This is a genomic window from Amycolatopsis sp. NPDC058986 (genome assembly GCF_042741125.1).
Lineage (GTDB): Bacteria > Actinomycetota > Actinomycetes > Mycobacteriales > Pseudonocardiaceae > Amycolatopsis.
In genome coordinates this window covers 69,814-90,170 of record NZ_JBHYJW010000016.1, presented here as the reverse complement: position 1 = coordinate 90,170, position 20,357 = coordinate 69,814, and the positions used below count along the sequence as shown (strand labels likewise).

Genomic DNA, 20,357 nt, shown 5'->3' with positions numbered 1-20,357 from the left:
GTGATGTCACGCCGCTGGGGGTTCAAGGCGCCGGGACGAGAGCAATGAGGGGCATCATGCAGTGGGGGAAAGAAGCGACGTTCGGTGAGTTGCTGCTGCGGCACCGGCAGGCGACCGGGCTCACACAGGAGGAACTCGCCGAAGCGTCGGGAATGAGCGTGCGCGCGATCGGCGACATCGAACGCGGCAGGGCGCGCGGTCCGCAGCGGCGGTCGGTGGACGCGCTGGCCGACGCGCTGCGGCTGGCGGATCGGGCGCGGGCGGAATTCCTCGCCGCGGCCCGCCGAGGCCGTCGCCGCGCCCCGGCCGGGCCGCCGAAGCCGGACCCGTCCGGGGAACTGATCGGCCGCGACACCGAACTCGCCGAGCTTCGCGCGTTCGCCGAACTGGTCGCGCGGGGGACCGAGGAGGTTCCGGTCGCCGCGATCTCCGGGCTGCCGGGCGTCGGCAAGACCAGCCTGCTCACCACCGCCGCGCACGCGCTGGCGGACCTGTTCCCGGACGGCCGGTTCTTCCTCGACCTGCGGGGGATGGACGAACCGCTGACCCCGGCGCGGGCGCTGGACCGGCTGCTGCGCCTGCTGGGCGTGCCCGAGACCGAGATCCGCGGATCGCTCGCCGAGCGGGCCTGGCTCTACCGGTCGCTGCTCGACGGCAAGCGGGTCCTGCTGGCGCTGGACAACGTGCCGGCCGCGGACGCGGTCCGGATGCTGCTCCCCGGGACCGCCCGGTGCCTCGTGCTGGTGGCGGGCCGGCGAGCGCTGACCGAACTCACCGGCGGTCACCACCGGGTGCTGAACGTGCTGCGGACCGCCGACGCGGTGACCCTGCTGGCGCGGATCGCCGGTGCGCGGCGGGTGGACGGTGAGCCCGGCGCGGCGGCGGAAGTCGCGCGGCTGTGCGGAAATCTGCCGCTGGCACTGCGGCTCGCCGGGCACCGGCTGGCCGTGAGTCCACAGTGGACGCTGAAGGGCCTGGCCACGATGCTGGCCGACGAGCGGCGGTTGTCCCTGCTGTCCGCGGGTCATCTCCAGGTACGGACGGCCTTCGCGTTGTCCTACCGCCAGCTCGGCGAACGAACCCGGCTGGTCTTCCGGCACCTGTCGGTCGTCCCCGGCGCGGACTTCACCCCGGCGCTGGCCGCGGTGGCCGCAGGGATCGAACCGGACGACGCCGGACGCGCGCTGACGGCGCTGGCCGAGGCGAGCCTGGTGCGGCGCGACGGCGACCGGTACGAACTCCACGGGCTGCTCCGGGCGTTCGCCGTCGAACGGTTCCGGGAGGAGGAATCCCCGTCGGCGCGGCGGGCGGCCGCCGACCGGACGAACGCGTGGCTGGTGCACACCGCGACGCGGGCGGGCCTGCTGTTCGACGTGTGGCAGCGAGCCGAACCGTGCGGCGAGCCCGCTTCGGTTCCGCTGCGCACGTGCGCGGAGGCCGAGGCCTGGCTGGACGCCGAGGCGGGCAACTGGATCCCGGCGATCCGGTACGCGGCACACGCCCGCTGGCACCACGACGTGATCGCGGTCGCCCGTGCCCTGCACTGGTTTTCCTACGTGCGGGTGCGGCCGCATCCCTGGCCCGAGTTGTTCGGCCTCGGGCTGTCCGCCGCGCGGGCGGCGGACAGCCCGGCGGAGGAGGTCGCGCTGCGAGACCTCCTCTGCTGGGCACTGGCGCACCGCACGGGCCACGGCCGCGGGGCGCTGCCCACCCGCGAGCTGGCGCTCGAACTCACCGGCGCGATCGGCGATCGGCCGGAGGAAGCGTGGGCGAAGTGCCACCAGGTGGCGAACCTGCTCCGGCTCGGGGTGCCCGAAGCCTTACGCCCGGACCGCGAACCGGCTGTCGTGGTGTCGGCGCGCTGAGTTTCGGGGGAGGGACTTCAGGTGTTCGAACGAGAAGCCAGGCTTCGTTTTCACCTGCTCGGGCCGGTGAGCGCCCGAGCAGGCGATGAGCCGCTCAACGTGGGTTCCCCGCAGCAGCACGCCGTTCTCGCGATGTTGTTGCTGCGTGAGGGCCGGGCCGTCTCGATGGCCGAGCTGGTCGACGGTCTGTGGGGCGACGAACCGCCGCGGACCGGCCACCGCACGGTGCTGACCTACATTTCCCGGCTCCGGACCGTACTCGAACCGGGCCGGTGCGCGGGGGAAAGCGGGGACGTGCTGCCCTCGGTGCCGGGCGGGTACGCGCTGCGGGCCGGGGACATCGAGGTCGACTCCGTCCTGTTCGAACGGGAGGCGGCCGACCGGAGCGGCGGTGTCCGCGCGGTGCACGACCGGCTGGCCGGTGCGCTGGCGCGGTGGCGCGGCGGCGCGCTCGCCGGGGTACCCGGCCCCTGGGCACAGCGCGAACGAGACCGCTTGGAGGAAATGCGCACCACCGTGCGCGAGGCCCTGCTCGGCTACGCGCTCGAACTGGGGAGGCACGCCCAGTCGGTGCCGGAACTGCGGGCCATGGTCGCGGAGTTCCCGCTGCGCGAGCGCCTGAGCGAACTGCTCATGCTCGCCCTCTACCGCTGCGGGCGCCAGGCCGAGGCGCTGGCGGTCCACCGTGCCGCGCGACAGGCTCTGCGTACCGAACTCGGGGTCGAGCCCTCGGCCGCGCTCGCCGAGCTGCAGCGGCGGATCCTCGCCGCCGACCCGGAACTCTTGACGTCCACAGTGGACACCGAGGTCGGCGGCGGGATGGCCACACTGTCGGCCGTGCCCCTTGTCCGGCCGCTTCTCCAGCAGCTTCCCGCCGACATCGCCGACTTCACCGGCCGTGCCGCGACGGTCGGCGCGATCCGCGGTGTCCTGGCCGAGGGCAGCGCGGGCGAGGGTCACGCGGTCACGATGTGCACCATCAGTGGCACCGCGGGCGTGGGCAAGACCACCGTCGCCATCCACGTCGCGCACGCGCTGGGCGGGGCGTTCCCCGACGGGCGGCTCCACGTGGATCTGCGGACGGGCAGCACACCCGCCGAACCGGCCAGCGTGCTCGTGGACCTCCTGACGGCACTGGGCACGCCGGCCGACCGGATCCCGCTCGGCCTCGCGGGGCGGGCGGCGCTCTACCGCAGTCTTCTCGCTGATCGGCGGGTGCTGCTCGTCCTCGACAACGCGCGGGACGCCGAGCAGATCCGCCCGCTGCTGCCGGGCACCGCGGGCTGCGCCGTCCTGGTGACCAGCCGTGCCCGCGATCTGGCACTCCCGGGCGCGCGCTGCTTCGATCTCGGCCTGCCACCCGAGTCCGAGGCGCTGGCCCTGCTCGCCGCGATCGTCGGCGCCGAACGCGTGGACGCCGAACCGGTGGCCGCGCGTTCCCTGGTGGCGGCCTGCGGGCGGCTCCCGCTCGCGGTGCGGATCGCGGCGTCCCGGCTCGCCGGCCGCCCCGGCCGCAGCATCGCCTCGCTCGACCAGCGGCTGCGCGACGAACGCGCCCGGCTCGACGAACTCCGCGTCGGCGATCTGGCTGTCGAGCCGGCTTTCCGCCTCGCCTACGAGGCACTGAGTCCCGATGCCGCCCGCGCGTTCAGGTTGCTCGCCCTCTCCGACGCGCCGGACGTCCCGCTACCGGTCGCGGCCGCCTTGCTGGACACGGACGAACGCACCGCGGAGACCCTCGCCGAGACGCTGGTGGACGCCGCGATGCTCGAGTCGCACGCACCGGGGCGTTATCGTTTCCACGATTTGCTGCGCTTGTACGCGCGCCACCGCGCCGAGCAGACGGAGAGTCTCGCGGAGCGGGAGGCGGCACTCGTGCGCGTCGCGGAGATGCTGATCGCCACCGTGTTGCGCGCTTCGCGCACCGTCGTACCCGGAGAGCCGCCGCGTGCGTGGCTGCGCCCGGTGCGGCACGCGGGCGTGGCTTTCGCGGGCACCGCGGAGGTACGGGCGTGGTTCGGTGCCGAGCACGCACTGCTGACCGCCACGATGGAACAGCTGCTGCCGTGCGGGACGGAGGCGCTGCGCACGGCCGTCGAGTTGCTCGGCGTCGTCGGCGTCAGCGGGCACTTCATGGGCCTGACCCACTACCTGGAGATCAGCAGGATCGCGGGCGACGCCGCCGAACGAGCCCGGACGCTGCGGGATCCGGAGTACCGGGCCAGGGCGCTGCACATCCGCGCCTGGCTCGCCTTCCTCGCGGCGCGGCACGACCTGGCGGAGGCCGATCTGCGCCTGGCGCTCGCCTGCGCCGACGAGGCGGACGACACGCAGCGCCGCCATATGGCGGGCAATCTGCTGGCCCTGGTGCTGTGGGCGACGGACCGGCCCGAGGAGGCCGAGCGCGCCATGCACAAGGCCGCGCGGTTCGCGGGTGACGACGAGAATCCGGACAGCCCGGCCGCCGTCGCCCGGTACGTCGCGCGCCTGTACACGGCGCTCAGCTCCCGGGAACCCGACGTGACGATCATGACGCCGGTCATGCGCGCCGCGGACGCCACCGGGGAGAATCTGACCACTGTGGACGGTCTGCAGCGCCTGGGCACGCTTCTGCACAGCCCGGACCCGGGCCGGGGCGCACTGTTGATCGGCCGTCAATCTCGCGTTGAGCACCGCCACGCACGGTGAGCGGCATGACCAACAGCTCCGCCCCGACGACGACGGACACGACGTCCGCGCTGCCCGACCTCACCGGCATCCGCCTGAGCCATCGCGCCATCCTCGGCGACATCGCGCGCTTGGCCGCCCTGCTGTCCGGCGCCGACGCGAGGGCGATGCCGCTCACCCGCGCCGGCGCCGTCACCACTTACATCCACCAGTACAACGCCGCCGTGCGCCACCATCACCGCAACGAGGACGACCGGCTCTGGCCCGTGATCGCCGCGGCGGCGGGCCGGGCCGTCGACCTCGTCCCGTACATCGGCGAACACGAGGTGCTCGACCGGCTCCAGGACGCCGCCGACGTCACCGCCGCGCATTTCGCGGAGAACCCGGTCCGCCACGCGCCACGGCTCGCAGCGCTGCTGGTCGAACAGCGCGACCTGCTCATCGAGCACATCGACGCCGAGGAACAGCACCTGTTCCCGGTCATCCTGCGCCACGTGAGTGCCGCGCGGTACGCCTCGGCCGAAGCCGAGATCCGCAAGTCCACCCCGCCCGGACTCGTCTCCTGGATGCAGCCATGGCTGTGGCGGTACGCCACCGCCGACGAGCGCCGTCTGCTGCCGCCCGCCCCGGTCGTCGAACCGCTCCTGGCGGCCTACACCGCCGGTGAGACGCAGGTCTTCGGCCACGCCCGCTGATCTCCGCCGCCCGGTGTCCTTTGCGGAATTCGGTGGAGCGCTGGTACGAGGCCGTTGATCCGACGTTGACCGGCCGCTTACCGCGCTGCGCCATCCTGATCGGCAGATTCGGCGTCTCGCCCTACGTCGACAAGAACTTGTGCGATTCCCGGGAATCCGGGATCTCGCGGAGAGGGGAACACCATGACGTCACCCACTTCGGTTTCCACGCCGGCGATGCAGAAGGCGGCCGGTGAGTTCGAGGCCGCGTTGAGCACGTCCAACACCACGCAGAACACCATGCAGAACAACATCCAGCAGCTGAACGTGGCGTGGACCGGCGACGCCTCCGTCCGGTTCAAGAGCTCGATGAACGCCTGGTGCCACGAGTACCAGAACATCGTCAAGCAGCTCGGCACGATGCTGGAAGCCTTGCACGGCAACACGAAGTCCTATGTCAAGACCGAGCAGAGCGCGGTCGACATGGCGGGCAGCGCGATGCCCGGCCTGCCCGGCCTGTAGTCAGACATCGAGCACCGAACAGGGAGAACCATCGACATGGCGCAGTACACCATCGACTTCGGCCGCGTGCAGGGTGTCCTCGAGCAGATGGAGGGCGTCGACAAGCAGATCAAGACCATGCTCGGCACGCTGGAGAGCAACACCGAGAAGAGCCTTGCCGAATGGCAGAGCGAGGCGAAGGCCTCTTACCAGCAGTGCAAGGCGAAGTGGGACGCCTCCGCGGCGCAGATGCCCGTCCTGCTCGCGCAGGCCCGCCAGGCACTCGCCGAGATCATGACGAGCTACGGCAAGGCCGAAAACCAGGGCTCGGACATGTGGAACAGCCTCGGCGTCGGGAGGAAATAGGCCGTGACCGTTGAAGGCATCGCCATGGCCGAAGCCAACCGCAACGCCGCGGCGAACAAGGCCAAGGACGAGTTCGCGAAGGCCGGTCAGTACAACGGTTTCGGCGACCGGCCCGCGGATCACCAGCCGGAGGACGGCGGACCGCTGCCCGTCCCGCCGGTGTACAAGTCCGAGGGCGGCAAGGGCCAGGTCTCGGTGGACGACATGGCGCTCAAGCATTTCGGCCGGGCCATCGAACAGCTCCTGCCCACGATCAAGGAAGCACTGAAGGACATCCAGTCGATCGACATCAAGGCGGGCAATTTCCAGCATGGCCACAAAATCAGGGCGGTGGCCGTGGGGTCCGATGGTGAAGGCGGGCTGAAGAAGGAATACGTCACCACGCTGACCAGAATGGGCACCGCCTTCGAGAAGCTCGTTTCCGGCATCAACGAGCTGGCCACCAAGTACAAGACGACCGAGGAGCTCAACTCGAAGGGCGCCGGGGACGTCGCCCAGCTGATGCAGGCGTTCGGGCGAGGGATGCCCGGCGGGGGCGGCGCTCCCGCCGGCGGGGCCTAGAAACGAGATTGGCGCGAGAAAATGGTGCAGTCGAAGGACGTTCCCACCGGGGACGATTACGGCTCCTGGACATGGAAACAGATCAAGGCGGCGGTCAACGGCGGTTCCGAGGAACACGGTGGCGAGGCGGCCAGGACGGCGAACGCCAATCCCCAGTCCTTCTTCGACGCGGGGAACAAGTTCGCCAAGCTGGCACGGGTGTTCGAGCTGTGCCGGGACACCGTGCAGGTGCATGCGAAGGCCATCGCGGGCCCGGACGGCCCGTGGAAGGGCCCTGCCGCGGAGGGCTTCCGCAATGCCATGGACTACTACGGCAAGGTCTTCGGCGCCCACGTCGAGCGGGTGAACAAGCCCCCGTTCGGTGGAACCGCTTCGCTGCCCCGGTCCATTGTGGATGCCGGTAACAAGCTGAACGCCGCGCAGTACCAGCTCGAAGCGATCGACAGCTGGTACGCCGATCAGGCGGTCAAGCTCGGTGCGCCGAAGATGGAAAACGGGCTGATCCAGGTTTCCGCGAAGCCCGAGGTCGTCAAGATGCTCGACCAGGACATGCGGAAGGTGATCAAGGACCTGGCCGGGGAGTACTCGGTCAAGGTCCGGGACTTCGACGCCCCGGTGCCGAAGTCCCCCGACGAGATCAAGCCCCCGCCGGGAGGCGGCCCCGACGGGATCACCCCGCCCCAGTTTCCGCCGCCGGGTGGTGGCGGGAGCCCACAGAACTTCCCCGGTTTCGGCGGTGCCGGGCCCGGTGGCGAGCCGAGCCCGTTCCCCGGTGGTGACGGCTCGGGCGGGCCGATCCCGTATCCGGGCGCCACCGGTTCCGGCGGTCCCGGTCCGTATCCCGGTGGCGTGCCCGCCCCGCTGAGTCCCGGTGACCTCGGGCTCAAACCGGATCCGTACGACCCGGGCACCGGCCTCGCCGGTGCGGCCCCGGCCACCTATCCCGGCGGCGGAGTGACCACACCTCCCGGTGCCGGTCTCACGCCATACGTCCCCGGTGGCGGCGGGCCCGTCCCCGGCGGCGCCGGCCTGGTGCCCTATTCCGGCGGGCTGCCGGGCGGTCTGACGCCTTACGCGGGCGGGAAACCGGGTGGCGGGCTCGGCCCGAACCCCGGGGGCAAGCCGCCGGGCGGTGGCCTGTCGCCCTATCCCGGTGGCGGTGCCATGCCGCGCGGTGGCGCCGGTGGCGTCAAACCGTACGGCGCCGGAGGCGCGTCGCTGAGCGGCGGTGGTGTCAAGCCTTACGGCGCCGGAGCTTCCGGTGCCGGTGCTGCCGGTCAGGGCGGGATGACGGGGGCCGGTACCGGTAAGGGTGGCTCCGGCGTCGGCGGGATGCCGATGGGTGCCGGTGCGCCGGGCGCGGCCGGTCAGGGCGAACGGGAACGGGAACGGACCACCTGGCTGGTGGAGGACGAGGACGTGTGGGGCGCCAACCCGGACGCCCCACCGGGCGTGATCGGACGGCCCGGCTAGCGCCGACCGTTGAGTAACCCGCCGTTCCCCCGGCCCCGCACCCGCCGCGGGGACCGGTCCGGCGGGCCCATGGCTCCGCGCCGGACCGCCCCCCAGTCCGACGCGGAGCCTTCCCGTGCTCGCAAGGAGATTTCATGACCTCGTCCTATGACGAACGGATCGGCGATCTGCTCGCCGACTACCGGCGGCAGTGCGACCAGCTGTCCGAGATGCAGCGCAAGCTCAAGGAGATCTCGGTGACCGCCACCGCACCCGGCCGCGCGGTCGCGGTGACCGTCGGCGCGCAGGGCGAGATCAGCGATCTCAGCTTCCCCACCCCGGCGTACCGGCGGATGGCGCCCGCCGAGCTGGCCGCCGTCCTGCTCGCGACCATCGCCGACGCGCGGCAGCAGGCGACGGCGGAAATGGAAGCGCTGCTGAAACCGCACCTGCCCCAGGAGTTCCGGGACCTGGCCGGCGGTGTACTGCCGGAGCACCCGCCGATGACCGAGGACGTGCGCAAGCTGGTCGAGGACGATCCGCGGTTCGCCCGTCCACAGGAGACGGACAAGCGGGACGGGCGCGAGCAGGCCGACGGCGAAAAGCGGTGGTGGTGATGAGCCAACCGTTCGGCGTCGACACCGAGCGGCTGGGCAAGACCGCCGCCGACGCGGAGGGCCTCGCCGCCCGGTTGGACCGGATCTACAACGCCCTGCACAACGCCACGGTTTCGGCGGGGAACTGCTGGGGCGCCGACGACACCGGCAAGGCGTTCGAGAAGAACTACGACAAGAACAGCAAGGACGTCCTGCAGGCCATGCGGGAAATGGGGGAGGTCGTGCGCAGCATGGGGGACGGAGTGAGCACCATGGCCAAGGGCTTCCAGCGCACCGAACGCAACGCCGTGGCATCGGCGGAGCAGGTGACGAAACGGGCCAAGGGGGCCTGATGAGTCTGCAGATCCCCTCGGAGCTGACCTGGCTGGTGCAGATCGTCGGCGGTGACGCGTGGCCGGAGGGCGACGAGGACAAGCTCCGCATCCTGGCCACCGCCTGGGAGGAGGCGTCCAGGGAGCTCACCGGGGTCCAGAACGAGGTCGACTCGGTCACCGCCGCAGTGCTGAGCGCGTTGCAGGGCACCGCGTCCGAGGAGTTCCGGAAGTTCACCCAGGCCTTCAAGGCGCAGGTGCCCGACATCGCGGTCACCGCGAAGCAACTCGGTGACCTGGCCAAGGAGACCGCGCTCCAGGTCGAATACGCCAAGTACATGATCGTCGGGACGCTGATCATGCTGGCGGTGCAGATCGCCTGGGCGCTCGCGAACGCGTTCTGGACCTTCGGCGCGTCCACCGCCACCATTCCCGCGATGCAGGCCGCGGCCCGGATCTCCGTGCAGGTCGTGCTGAAGAACCTGGTCATGGCGGTGCTGTTCGGCATCGTCTTCCAGGTCGGGATGGACGCGGCGATCCAGGGCATCCAGATGCTCAAGGGCGATCGCACGAAATGGGACACCGACCTGACCAAGGGCGCCGCGATCGCCGGCGCCATCGGCGGGGTGATCGGTTTCGGCCTCGGCGCGGCGGGGAAGCGGTTCGCGCCGAAGTTCTCCCATTCGATCGCGGGCGAGATGACGAAGGGCGGCCTGCACGAATGGCTGACCGAGCAGGTCAGCGGGGTCGTGCAGGGGAACTGGAACGGGCTCAACCCGGCCGCGGCGTCCGCGGGCGCGATCGAGGGCGCGGTCGACGGAATCGGTGGCAGGAAGAAGAAGGGCGGCGGCACACAGGCCGGTAAGAACAAGATCGCCAACGCGCATGTCGAAGGCATCGACAAACTGGACCTGTCGAAGATGCCGCCCATGACCGACTCGCCGGTGACCGAAACCGGCGGGAAGCCGGCCAGGGAGCCCGGCACGCGGACGACGAGCGCGCAGCCGGATTCGACGCCGGCATCCCGGCAGTCCACATCGGACAGTGGTGGGAAGGTGGACACCACCACGCCGCCACCGGCCCAGGCACACCCGGTCACGCCGCCATCGACGGCACCGAAGCAGACCGAGCATCCGGTCTCCCCGAAGACCGAGCACCCGCCGTCGCCGCGCAAGACCACGCCCGAGCCACCGAAGTCCACGGAACCGGTCAAGCCCTCGGTGCCCGCCGAGCCTGGCAGGCCCGCGCAGCCGAAGCCGACGATCACGCAGCCCGAGACGCATCAGCAGGCCACCAAGGCCGAGCAGCAGCCGGTGCGGTCGCAGCCGAGCCACCAGCCCGCGCAGTCCCCGGTGACCACGCACACGCAGACCGAACCCGCCCCGCAGCCGGTCCGCACCCAGCACCCGGCACCCTCGCAGCCCGCGGCGAGCACACCGCCGCCAGTTACCACGACGGCCGCTTCGACCGCGCAGACCCCGGCCACCTCGCACCCCGCGTCGCTGCCCCAGCCCGCGACGACCACCCAGCCCACGACCCAGCCCGCCTCGCCGAGCACCGCGCACCAGAACACCCCTGCCCCGCAGGGCATCCCGGCGTTGGACGGCCCGGTCAAAGCCGGTCCGCAGACCCTGCCGCACAGCTCGCACCTCGCCGCTTCCACACCCCCGTCCACGGTCACCCCGCCGCCGGCGCCCGCCGAACCGAAGCCCAGCCACCCGGCGCCGCAGCCGACTCCGGTACCGGTGCCCGCCAGCGCCCCGCCGTCACTCACTCCGTCCACATCGGACACATCAGCCCCGAGGTCGGTACCGCCGATAAGCCGCCCGGCCCCGCCGTCACCGCAGGAGACCGGCCACCGGTACCAGCCGACCGTGGCGGCCCACCCCGTCCCGTCGAGCCACACCCCGCCACCGGTACCCGCGCCGCCACCTCCGCCGCCCGCGCCTCCGTTGTCCCCGCCCACGCCACGGGTGACGGACCGGGCCCCGCGACCGCGCCCCGCTGTGCCCGGTGTCGAGACCGAGTGGCCGCGAAACCGGCAGCCGGAGTGGTATCAGGGGCTGCGGGACGGTGTCGCCAAGCGGTTGCCGGACCCGGCCGTTCCCGACCCGCTCACCGTGCACGCGACCCACGAGGGCGCGCACCCGGTCGATGTCGACCTGGCACCGGTGCGTGCGGGATTCCACGCCCTGTTCCAGGACTTGCGGAACAAGGGCATCCGGGTACCCGAGGTCCGGGTCTCCGCGGAGCGGGTAGTCCAGGTCGACAAGACCACCTTCGCGAAGCATTTCACCCTGGACATGGTGTTCGACCCGGACGGGAGCCATCCCGACCCGGTGCTGCGCGCGGAAATCCTCGCGCCGGACTTCATCCGGGAACTCGCCAGGCCGGATTCCGTGGCCCGGCGGCGCCTCGACCAGCTCGCCGAGCAGTTCGAGATCGCGGACCTGCTGGAGATCAGCGAGTCCAATCCCGCTCGGGCCACTTCGGGGCAGGTGCTGCTGAACACCGGCATGCTCGGCACGCTCACCCCGGTTCCGGCCCACCAGTCCGCGGCACTGCGGCATCTGCTCGCACACGAGTTCATGCACCTCCACGCACACGACCCCGGGCGCGCGTTCGCGGGCCACCCCGACGAGGGCGTCTACCGGCACGAGATCAATACCGACGAGGCGGTCACCGAGTTGCTCGCCAGGATGGTCACCGATGCCCTCGCGGACCGGGCCGGGACCAAGCCGGAGTACCTGCGCTTTCCCGAGACCTTCGCGCCGGCGCCCGGTGGCCTGCGGTATCAGCCGAACGTCACCGCGTTCGACCGGGCACTCGGCCGTGCGCCCGTGATCGAGGTGCTCGGCGGCTACTTCGGCCCTGCCGAGTCCACGCCACCGGTTGCCCGGCCGGTGCCACCCAGGCCCCCGGTTTCCTTGCGTACCATGGCGTTCGCGTCGCCGGACGGCCGGTACCTTTTCGAAAAGATCAAGAAGACACCGGCGAACGAACGCGGTGACGCGGACACGCTGTGGGTGCGCCGGGGCGAGGTCCCACCGGCCTTCGCGGTGCCGACCGGCCGGGTCGGTGATCGCGACGGAAAGCGCTATGTCGAATATCAGACGGAACTGTTCGTCAACGACTGCCTGCACACCGCCGAAGAAATCCTCAACAACCAGCAGTATCCCTACGATCTGGCGCCAGGGCAGAAACAGCAGACGGTGCCGTTGCGAAGCCAGGTCGCCGGCACGGAACATCTGTTCGGCAACTCCTTCGAAGACAACCGGACGGTGGCACAGGACTACCTCGCACAGCACGGCGCCAACGCGAACGAGAAGGCGGCTCCGCAGGTCGGCCAGGCCTTCGTCATGGTGCCGACCAAGGACGCGCCGCACGACGACCGGGACCACGCTCCCTATCACGCCGCGGCGGTCGTCGCGGTCGGCGAGGGTTATGTGATCACGGCGGAGAGATTCGCCGACAATGTGGACGCGAAGGATCACGATCGGGGCCGCGGAAAGTTCCGGGTGTATCCCGTCGGCGCCGGGGGGAACGTGCCGGGTTACTCGATCGGGCGCGTGAACGAACCGGCCAAGACGTTTCACGAGTTCACCAAGGTGAATTTCGAGGGCAGGGAACCGATCACCATCGTGGTCGAGGCGGCCCCCGAGCCCGGTCCCCCGGCCAAGCGGCAGGCCACTGGCCCCGACCGGCAGGTCGTCCCGTTGCGCAACGACCCGGCTCTCGTCGTCTCCGCGCCGGAACTGCGCAGTGTCACCACGGTCCGGCGGGACGGGGAGCACCTGGTGATCGAGTTCGGCGGCAAGCCACCGAAGACGGTGCCCGCCACCGTCGACATCGCCGGTGTCACGGGGATCGTGATCCACGGGCAGGGCGGCGGAGGTTCGCTGGCGCTGCCGGTGACCACGAAGCAGGGCGAGTCGCGCAGGTGGGTGCCCCCTGCCGTCGCGGCCGAGGTGATCGACGAGGTCCTGCACCGGAACCAGGTGACGGGGCTGCCCATCGAGCTGCGGGTGCCGTCGACGGAACAGGCCTCGCGGTATTCGCTCGCCCAGGTGCTCGCCGACCGGAGGCAGCAGAACATCGCCGCGGGCGAGGTGGTATTCGAGGCAGGCAAGGACGGCGTGCCGCCGAGCCTGGACGCACAGGTGAAAGGCCAACTCGATCACCAGCCGCGGTACGGGACCAGGGGCAGGGCGGCTCCGGTCGCCGTCGACCCCACCGGGCACGCCCCCGCCACCGAAACCGCGGACTGGGCCCAGCCGAAGAATCCGCTGCCGCCGTCGAAATGGGAGTCGTTGCGGGACAAGGCCCCGGTCCGCACGGTCGACTACGAGGCGCGGGACATCCTCCGGTCCAGCGACCCGAAGCACCTGGAGTTCATCCCCGGCCTGGTCCGCTACGACGTGCGGCGGATGGAGGTCGAGCCGGGGCACTGGGTTCAGGAGTACACGCTCAAGGTGCACCTGAAGCCGGAGGACGGGATCTCGCCCCAGGCAATGGCGGACACGCGGGCGAAGGCGCTCGCCGGGGTGGACTCGGTGCTGAACAAGGGATATCGCCTGCCCTCGGGCGACCAGTTCCACGTCCGGGTGGAATTCACCGAGACCGGCGCGCACACCACGGTGAAACTGACCGGCACCGAGAACGCCAATCAGGTGGAGTGGGGCACCGCGACCCCGCAGAACGTGCTGGCGCACGAGATCGCGCATTACTTCGGCCTGCCGGACGAGTACCGGGATTCCGGGCCGTGGCAACGGATCTTCAACAGCGACGGGAAACCGTTGCCGGGCGGACGGAAACCGCTGAACTCGGTGGTCGAGGACGACGGGCTGATGGGCCGGCAGGTGTACTACGCGCCGACGCTGCTGCCGCGGCACCTGCGGCGGATCGAGCAGACGATGACCAGCCAGGTGCACCTGCCGGACGGGAGCCACGCGGTACTGACCGACCCGAGGTCCCCGGCGCAGACCCCGCTGGACCTGCCGAAGCACGGGTTCCGGCCCCCGGAGGAACCGCCGGGGCCCGTGCCGCCCGCTCGCCCGAACCAGAAGCAGCAGGTCCTCCTGGACCGCATGGAGCGGGGCCACACGTTCTCCAGCGGGGAGCGCGACGTCCTGCGGCGCATCGTCGACGGGCTCCCGGAGGAGATCGTCACTGACCCCGTGCGCGCCGACCGGATCGTCGCCGAGATTCCCGCGGTGGCCGGCGAGCTCGCCGGGAACCTGGCGTCGCTGCGGGAGACGGCGGCCCGGTGGCAGGCGCAGCGGGTGGCCCCCGCCGAGCTCACCGGCCTGATCGTCGCCCACGCGGACGAGATCGTGCACAACGCGCTGGCCACCGCCGTCCGGATCGCCGGGGCACCCGCGCACTCGTGGGCCGTGGTCGCCCTCGGTGGCTACGGCCGGAAGGAACTGGCGCCCGCGAGCGATCTCGATTTCGCGATCGTCGGTGACGTCGAGGACGACTCCCCCGGCCACCGCCGGCTGCAGGTGCTGCAGAACCTGACCTGCGATGTCATCAACCTGGCCCGGGCGCGGCTGAACGCGTCCCTGCCGCCCGGCACCGGGCCGGTGCTGTTCCAGGCCGACCCGATGTGGCTGCCGACGCACAAGTCGGCCCGTCCGGAATGGCTGGCGGAGCACACGCTGGTCACCGCCGAGCCCGGCCTGCCGAACTTCGGCGTCGGATTCGACGCGAGGATGATCCCGGTCGACCTGCCCGGCGCGGACGCCTCGGTGTTCGGCCGGTTCCGAGAGCCGCACGAAAGGCTTCCGCCCGACAGGGCGAAGCAAGCCCTCGGCGACCTCGTCCCGGCCGCGAAGTCCACAATGGACATCCAGGGCAGGTTCGACGTCAAGGAAACCCTGCTGCGCCCGCTCACCCTCGGCACCCGCTGGCTCGGCGCGAGCGAGGGCCAGCTCGGCCGGTCGAACACCGCCGACCGGCTGCGGACCCTCGGCGATCTCGGCGTGCTGAAGCGTGATCAGGTCACCGACCTGCGCACCGCCTTCGACACCGTGCAGGGGCTCCGCCAGAAACTGCATGCCCACTACGGCAGGGAAAACGACGAAGCCCGGCTTCCCGGGCCGCTGTCCAGCCGATTCTCCGCGCTGTTCGCCGGTGGTCCCGCCAAACCGGACCACGGCTACGTGCTCACCGAGACGGAAGCGAAGTCGGTCCTCGCCGCCCGCGACACGATCGCGCAGTACCTGGACTTCCTGGACGGATACCGCCTGAACGGGCCCCGGCAGCCCGCCGCCCGCCCCGCGCCGCAGCAGACGGGTTACGAACTCAGCGAACGGCAGCACACCGAACTCGGCCGCCTCGGCCACCGGGAACAGTCGGTTCCGGCGGACGGGTGGTGTCTCTTCCACGCGCTCGCGGCGACCGCGGGCGAGCGGCTCGGTGGCGCGGGCTGGGAACAGATCCGGCTTGAGGTGGCCGACCGCGTGGAACACGCGACCGGCGCCGAAGCCGACCGCTACCGGCTGCTGCTCACCCCCACCGAGGGGCAGACCGCGGTGACACTGGCCGAGGCGGCGACGGCCATCCGGACCGATTCCGATTACTACACCACGACGGCCGGTGACCTCGCCGTGCAGGCCGTGGCCGACCGGTACGGGGTGCGGCTGTCGGTGGTCAACGAGGACGGTTCCGTCACCTCGGTCGGCGACGGTCACGAGGTGGTTCTCGTCCGCACCTTGAACGAGCGGAAGGCCGCCCACTTCTGGGCTACCGAGGCCTTGCCAGAACCGGTCACCGAAACACCACGGGAGCCGGTCGTCGAAACGCCGACAGAACCGGTTGCCGAGACGTCGCCGGTGGCGGTTGCCGAGACGTCGCCGGTGCCGGTCGTCGAAAAGCCGACAGAACCGGTCACCGAACCGCCAACGGAGCCGGTCACCGAGGCGCCGCGAACGGCCACCCCCGGCACACCGCCGGTCTACCTGAGCCGGGGCCTGCTCGGGACAGGCCAGGTAGAACAGGTTCTCGGCCACCCGGTGCGCGAACCGGACGCCATCGCCGCCGCACTGGTCGACGTGGTGACCGACAACTTGCCACTGGCCGTGGAAAAGCAGGCCCGCCAAGCGATCGTGGACCTGATCGAGCGGCACGGACCGGCCGGGGCGACACGCAGGCTCCTGGCCGGGGAACAACTCGTCGGCGGGGACACCCCGGTACGGGCGCGCCTGCGGGTCACCGGAACCCGGGCCGCCCCGGTCGGTGCCGAAGTGCCGACGGCCGCCGCGACCAGCACCGTCAGCACGACCGGCACCACGACGTCGACCAGTACCGTCAGCCCGCTCTCCGCCGCGGTGGCCGTGACCTCGGCGGTGGCGGACGGGCATTTCCTCACCGTCAAGCCCACGCTGAAACCGGTCGACGAACGGACCCGACAGCAGGCCGTCACCCACACCGCCGAGACCACGCACACGGTCACCGCCACCGGGAAGACGGGCTTCGAGGTGGACGCCGTGCTCGACATCTCGGTCGGGGGCCGGACCCACACCACGGACCTTCCATCGGCGCTGCGAGTGCGTTATCCGGGCGAGGTCTCATCGGTGACCGCGGACCGTCAGGCCGTCATCGCCCCGGACGCGGTGCACCGCGTCTTCGGCGTGGTGGAGGACGCCGGCGGTCTCACCGCGATCCGGGACGCGCTGCTGGAGCGGCCCGGGGTCGTTCCCGGATCACCGCTGCACCGGGCGATCACCGGCGGGTTCTCCGTGGACACCCCGGCCACACACGGCAGGCACCTGCTCGGCGGAGTGCTCACCGCCACCGACGGCACCGCGGGCGTCGCCGTGCGGTCCACGCCCACGCATTTCCAGCGCGTCGAGACCTCCGACCTCACTCTGGAACAGAGCGCGAGCAGCACTCGCAAGGACAAGACGGCACAGGCCGGCGCCTTCGGCACGGAGGTGGGCGTGGCGCTTTCCTACGGCGCGCCCGGGGTGAAGATCCCGTCGGGAGAGGTGAAGATCGCTGCCACCGCGTCCGCCACCGCGGGCCCGTCCAGGAGTCTCACCACCGCGGCCACGATCGAAGGCGCGGCGAAGACCACGCTGAAGTACGACGGCGAAACCGTGCTGTACCGGGTGGACACCGAATACGCCGTCGAAGGCACCGGGCTGGACTACCGTGGAACCCATCGGGGCCAGGTCTACGTCCGGGTGCCGTCGTGGCAGGCCGCGGAATTCGAAGCCGCACTGCGCGGCGAAACCGCCTCCGCCGCGCTGAAGGCAGCGCCGCTCGACCCGCCCGCCGCGCCGGACGCGGGCACCGCGACCGCACTGTCCGCAGTGGACAGTGCGACGGGCCTGGAGCACGTCACCGGTAAGGCGACCGAGTTGCTCGACAAGTTCTTCGCGGGCCGGAAGACACAGCTCGACACTGTCAAGGCGCAGCTCGCCGAAACGCTGTCCGCGGCGAACCTGCGGGACTCCTACGAGCAGGTGCGCGAAGGGCTGCGGGTGCCGATCTCCGTCGCCGGGCGGAACCTGACCCTGACCGTCAAGGCCTACCTCGGCAAGGCCTCGACGGCCCGCCGGGTCGGCACCGTCGAGATCGCGAGCAGCACCGGCAGTACGGGATCGGTGGAGAGCAAGGACACCAAGAGCAGCAACCGGGGCGTCGGTCTGGAAGTCGCGGCCAGGATCGGGGTCGACCGCGACAAACCCGGCCTGCTCGCCGGGCTCACCCTCGGTGGCGCGGCAAAATGGCAGGATGCCGACAGCTCCGCGACCTCGGCCGCGACGGGCTCGACGCACAAGCTCACCTACTCCGGACCGGGCGTGGCGGTGGACTACCCGGCCACGTTCGAGGTCGCGCTTTCCGAAGGGAACCGGGCCGAGGGCCAGTACGTGTCCGGCTCGGTCCGCATGGTGCTGCCCGAATCGGACTGCCTGCCCTCGACCTTCACCGCGATCCCCGCCGCGAAGAACACGCTGTCCCCGACCGGCGCGATCAGCCTGCCACCGGGCAGCGCGCTGCCCGGACGGCTGGACCACGTGGACAAGGTGAACGCCGCGATCGCGCAGGCGCTCGCGGTGACCAGGAAGGGCGTCGGCGCGTGGCGCGGGCTGACCCCGCTCACGGTGCCGACGTCGGTGGCACACGCCCGGTTCGACCGGATGCTGAACGGCGGCCTCGACCTCCAGGTGCTCGCGCCGGGAGCGGTGCACCGCCGGACCGACGCCGTGCGGGTGGAACTGGAGCTGCGCCACCCGAAACTGGTCGGCGACGGTGAGGGCGTCACCTCGGAAACACAGCACACCTCGTCGGTGAGCACCGAGTCCGGGCACAGTAAATCCTGGGGCGTCGAGGGTTACGCGCAGGCCGGAGCGGGTGCGGCCGCGGGCGTGCGCAAGGGCGTCGGCGGCGAAGAGGGCACCACGGACAGCGTCGGCGGGAAGAACACCTCGACGATCAAGCGTTCCGGAGCCCACCTGAAGTACCGGGCGGACGCGGTGTACTGGGTGACCGCGTACTCCTGGCAGGACGGTCCCGGTGCGGGCGGCCACCCGGCGACCCACCGCATCCCGGTCGTCCTGCCGGACGGCGTCGAGTACTGGATGCCGAAGGATCGCGCGGAAAAGGCGAACCTCCCGGTCGCAGAGCCATCGGTGTCCACTGTGGACGACAAGCGCTGGTACCTCCCCGAGCACATCGGGAAGTCGCTCGGGAACGTCGCGGTGGACGAGGTGAGCCCGGCCGCCCGGATCCTGCCCGAAGCACGACGGCTGCTGAACCGGTACGCGCCGGAGTTCGCCCCGCACTCGCAGGACACCGGGGCGCCGACCGGCGTGATTCCCGCACTACGCGCGGCCTTTTCCCCCAGTGACGTCAAGGCCGCGCTGCGCCGGGCGGCGACGTCCGGCCAGTCGGTGGTCGTGCACCGCTCCACCTGGCGGGGCCTTCGGCAGCTGGAGATCCGGGTCGCGGCCAGGCTGGACACCGCGAACGCGAGGTCGGCGGGGTCGGAGCGGATCGCCGTCGACAGCACGGCCGAGGGTTCGTCCGCGCACGCCACCTCGAAGACCACGAACTCGACCATCGCCGCCACCCTCGACGGGATGGCTCCGCAGGTGCGAGCCGACCCGGCTTCGGCGGTCAGCGGGGTGCCCGCGGGCGGCCTGCTCGCCGGCCGTCAGACCGGCGGCACCGACAGCACCGGCCACACGGTGAAGAACGCGGACAAGATCAAGGGCGGCAAGCAATCCGTCCGGTTCGAGGTGCCGGTCGAATACGTCGTGGAGATCTTCCGGGACGGCAACCGGGTGGACGGCACGACCCTGCGCGACGGCACGGCCTCGCTGCTGGTGCCCGAGGAACTCTGCCCCACCACCGAACCGGCCGGCACCGTGGCGAGTCACTCCGGCGCCGTCGACCTGCGCGGCGCGAAGGTGCTCGCGCAGGCGATGCCCGGCGGCCCCGAACTGGCCGCCGAACTGCGGCGCCTGATCACCGAGTCAGCGAACGAGGTCGCCTTCTTCCGAGCCGGCGACACCACGAAACTGGTGGCCGAGGGCAGGCACGGCGGCCAGAAGACGGCCGTGTTCACCGACGAGGACCTGCGGATCGGCAACTTCGGCCGGTTGCTCGACGGGATCGAGCAGACCGTCGTCGACAACGACCTGGCCACCACGACCGGCTACCGGTTCGGGATGCGGCTCGAGGTGGTTTCGCCGGAGCTGCTGGGCACGGTGGAGCTGACCACCGAGCAGGCCACGAAGATCGCGAACGAGACCGGTACCGCGCACCAGACCACCACGACGGGCACCTTCTCACTCGGCGGGACCGCGCAGGGCACCACTGGCCCCGGTACCACCGGCGGCACCCCCGGCACCGCCGCGACGACGAAGAAGAGCACGGCCGCGCAGACCACCGGCACCGGAAACCGGGAAGAAACCGTGACCCACGGAGGAACCTACTACCGGTACCGGGCGACCGCCCGCTACGACCTCTCGGTGGTGCGCGAGCAGGGCAACGTGCTCGACCGGCGGTTTGGCACCGGGACCAGGCACCGCACGGTGACCATGCCGGACGGGGTGTATCTCCTGGTGCCCCGGGCCGAGGCGGAACGACTGAAGCTACCCCTGCCCGGACAGCCTCCGGCGGCGCGCCCAGCCCCACCGGAAGCACCGGTCGATCGTGAACCGCCCCGGGAAACCGAAGACCTGGCGCGGCCATGGCACGCCCTGTCCACTGTGGACGCCTTGAAGCTCGCGGTGCACGCCAGCAGCGCGACGCACGAAGAAGAGGACGAGGACGACGTGCGGATCACCCCGGCGCCGTCGATCACGCGGCCCAAAGGCGGGGCGTGAA

10 protein-coding genes are annotated in these 20,357 nt (G+C 71.3%); all 10 read left to right on the top strand.

Annotated features, from left to right (window positions below; genetic code table 11):
• Positions 1-56 precede the first annotated feature (56 nt).
• The 10 genes from ACFW0G_RS16735 to ACFW0G_RS16690 all read left to right on the top strand — a co-directional run bounded on the left by ACFW0G_RS16735 (position 57) and on the right by ACFW0G_RS16690 (position 20,356).
• Positions 57-1,865, top strand: a complete 1,809-nt coding sequence (locus ACFW0G_RS16735; protein ID WP_378326157.1) for a helix-turn-helix domain-containing protein — start codon at positions 57-59, stop codon at positions 1,863-1,865.
• 21 nt (positions 1,866-1,886) lie between these two features.
• The gene (locus ACFW0G_RS16730) at positions 1,887-4,553 is read left to right on the top strand and encodes a BTAD domain-containing putative transcriptional regulator (protein WP_378326156.1); all 2,667 of its coding nucleotides are present in this window, start codon (positions 1,887-1,889) and stop codon (positions 4,551-4,553) included.
• Between the two features lie 5 nt (positions 4,554-4,558).
• On the top strand, positions 4,559-5,227 hold the full coding sequence (locus tag ACFW0G_RS16725) for a hemerythrin domain-containing protein (RefSeq protein WP_378326155.1): 669 nt from the start codon (positions 4,559-4,561) through the stop codon (positions 5,225-5,227).
• Positions 5,228-5,410: 183 nt separating this feature from the next.
• The gene (locus tag ACFW0G_RS16720; RefSeq protein ID WP_378326154.1) at positions 5,411-5,728 is read left to right on the top strand and encodes a WXG100 family type VII secretion target; all 318 of its coding nucleotides are present in this window, start codon (positions 5,411-5,413) and stop codon (positions 5,726-5,728) included.
• 36 nt (positions 5,729-5,764) lie between these two features.
• The gene (locus ACFW0G_RS16715) at positions 5,765-6,073 is read left to right on the top strand and encodes a WXG100 family type VII secretion target (protein ID WP_378326153.1); all 309 of its coding nucleotides are present in this window, start codon (positions 5,765-5,767) and stop codon (positions 6,071-6,073) included.
• 3 nt (positions 6,074-6,076) lie between these two features.
• Complete coding sequence (locus tag ACFW0G_RS16710) at positions 6,077-6,634, top strand: hypothetical protein (RefSeq protein ID WP_378326152.1); 558 nt, start codon at positions 6,077-6,079, stop codon at positions 6,632-6,634.
• Positions 6,635-6,655: 21 nt separating this feature from the next.
• Positions 6,656-8,107, top strand: a complete 1,452-nt coding sequence (locus ACFW0G_RS16705; protein WP_378326151.1) for a hypothetical protein — start codon at positions 6,656-6,658, stop codon at positions 8,105-8,107.
• Between the two features lie 134 nt (positions 8,108-8,241).
• Positions 8,242-8,703 (top strand): YbaB/EbfC family nucleoid-associated protein, encoded by a 462-nt coding sequence (locus ACFW0G_RS16700; protein WP_378326150.1) that lies wholly within the window; start codon positions 8,242-8,244, stop codon positions 8,701-8,703.
• Positions 8,703-9,035: a WXG100 family type VII secretion target gene (locus tag ACFW0G_RS16695; protein WP_378326149.1), complete on the top strand. Its 333-nt coding sequence runs from the start codon at positions 8,703-8,705 to the stop codon at positions 9,033-9,035. The genes ACFW0G_RS16700 and ACFW0G_RS16695 overlap by 1 nt, the downstream gene beginning before the upstream one ends.
• Positions 9,035-20,356, top strand: coding sequence for a putative nucleotidyltransferase substrate binding domain-containing protein (locus tag ACFW0G_RS16690; RefSeq protein WP_378326147.1), 11,322 nt, complete (start codon positions 9,035-9,037; stop codon positions 20,354-20,356). Before ACFW0G_RS16695 ends, ACFW0G_RS16690 begins: the two co-directional genes overlap by 1 nt.
• Position 20,357 lies beyond the last annotated feature (1 nt).

Excerpts from the sequence above, each read along its gene's own strand:
- ACFW0G_RS16735 (WP_378326157.1), top strand. The coding sequence starts at position 57 with ATGCAGTGGGGGAAAGAAGCGACGTTCGGTGAGTTGCTGCTGCGGCAC.
- ACFW0G_RS16725 (WP_378326155.1), top strand. The coding sequence starts at position 4,559 with ATGACCAACAGCTCCGCCCCGACGACGACGGACACGACGTCCGCGCTG.
- ACFW0G_RS16720 (WP_378326154.1), top strand. The coding sequence starts at position 5,411 with ATGACGTCACCCACTTCGGTTTCCACGCCGGCGATGCAGAAGGCGGCC.
- ACFW0G_RS16715 (WP_378326153.1), top strand. The coding sequence starts at position 5,765 with ATGGCGCAGTACACCATCGACTTCGGCCGCGTGCAGGGTGTCCTCGAG.
- ACFW0G_RS16705 (WP_378326151.1), top strand. The coding sequence starts at position 6,656 with ATGGTGCAGTCGAAGGACGTTCCCACCGGGGACGATTACGGCTCCTGG.
- ACFW0G_RS16700 (WP_378326150.1), top strand. The coding sequence starts at position 8,242 with ATGACCTCGTCCTATGACGAACGGATCGGCGATCTGCTCGCCGACTAC.
- ACFW0G_RS16695 (WP_378326149.1), top strand. The coding sequence starts at position 8,703 with ATGAGCCAACCGTTCGGCGTCGACACCGAGCGGCTGGGCAAGACCGCC.
- ACFW0G_RS16690 (WP_378326147.1), top strand. The coding sequence starts at position 9,035 with ATGAGTCTGCAGATCCCCTCGGAGCTGACCTGGCTGGTGCAGATCGTC.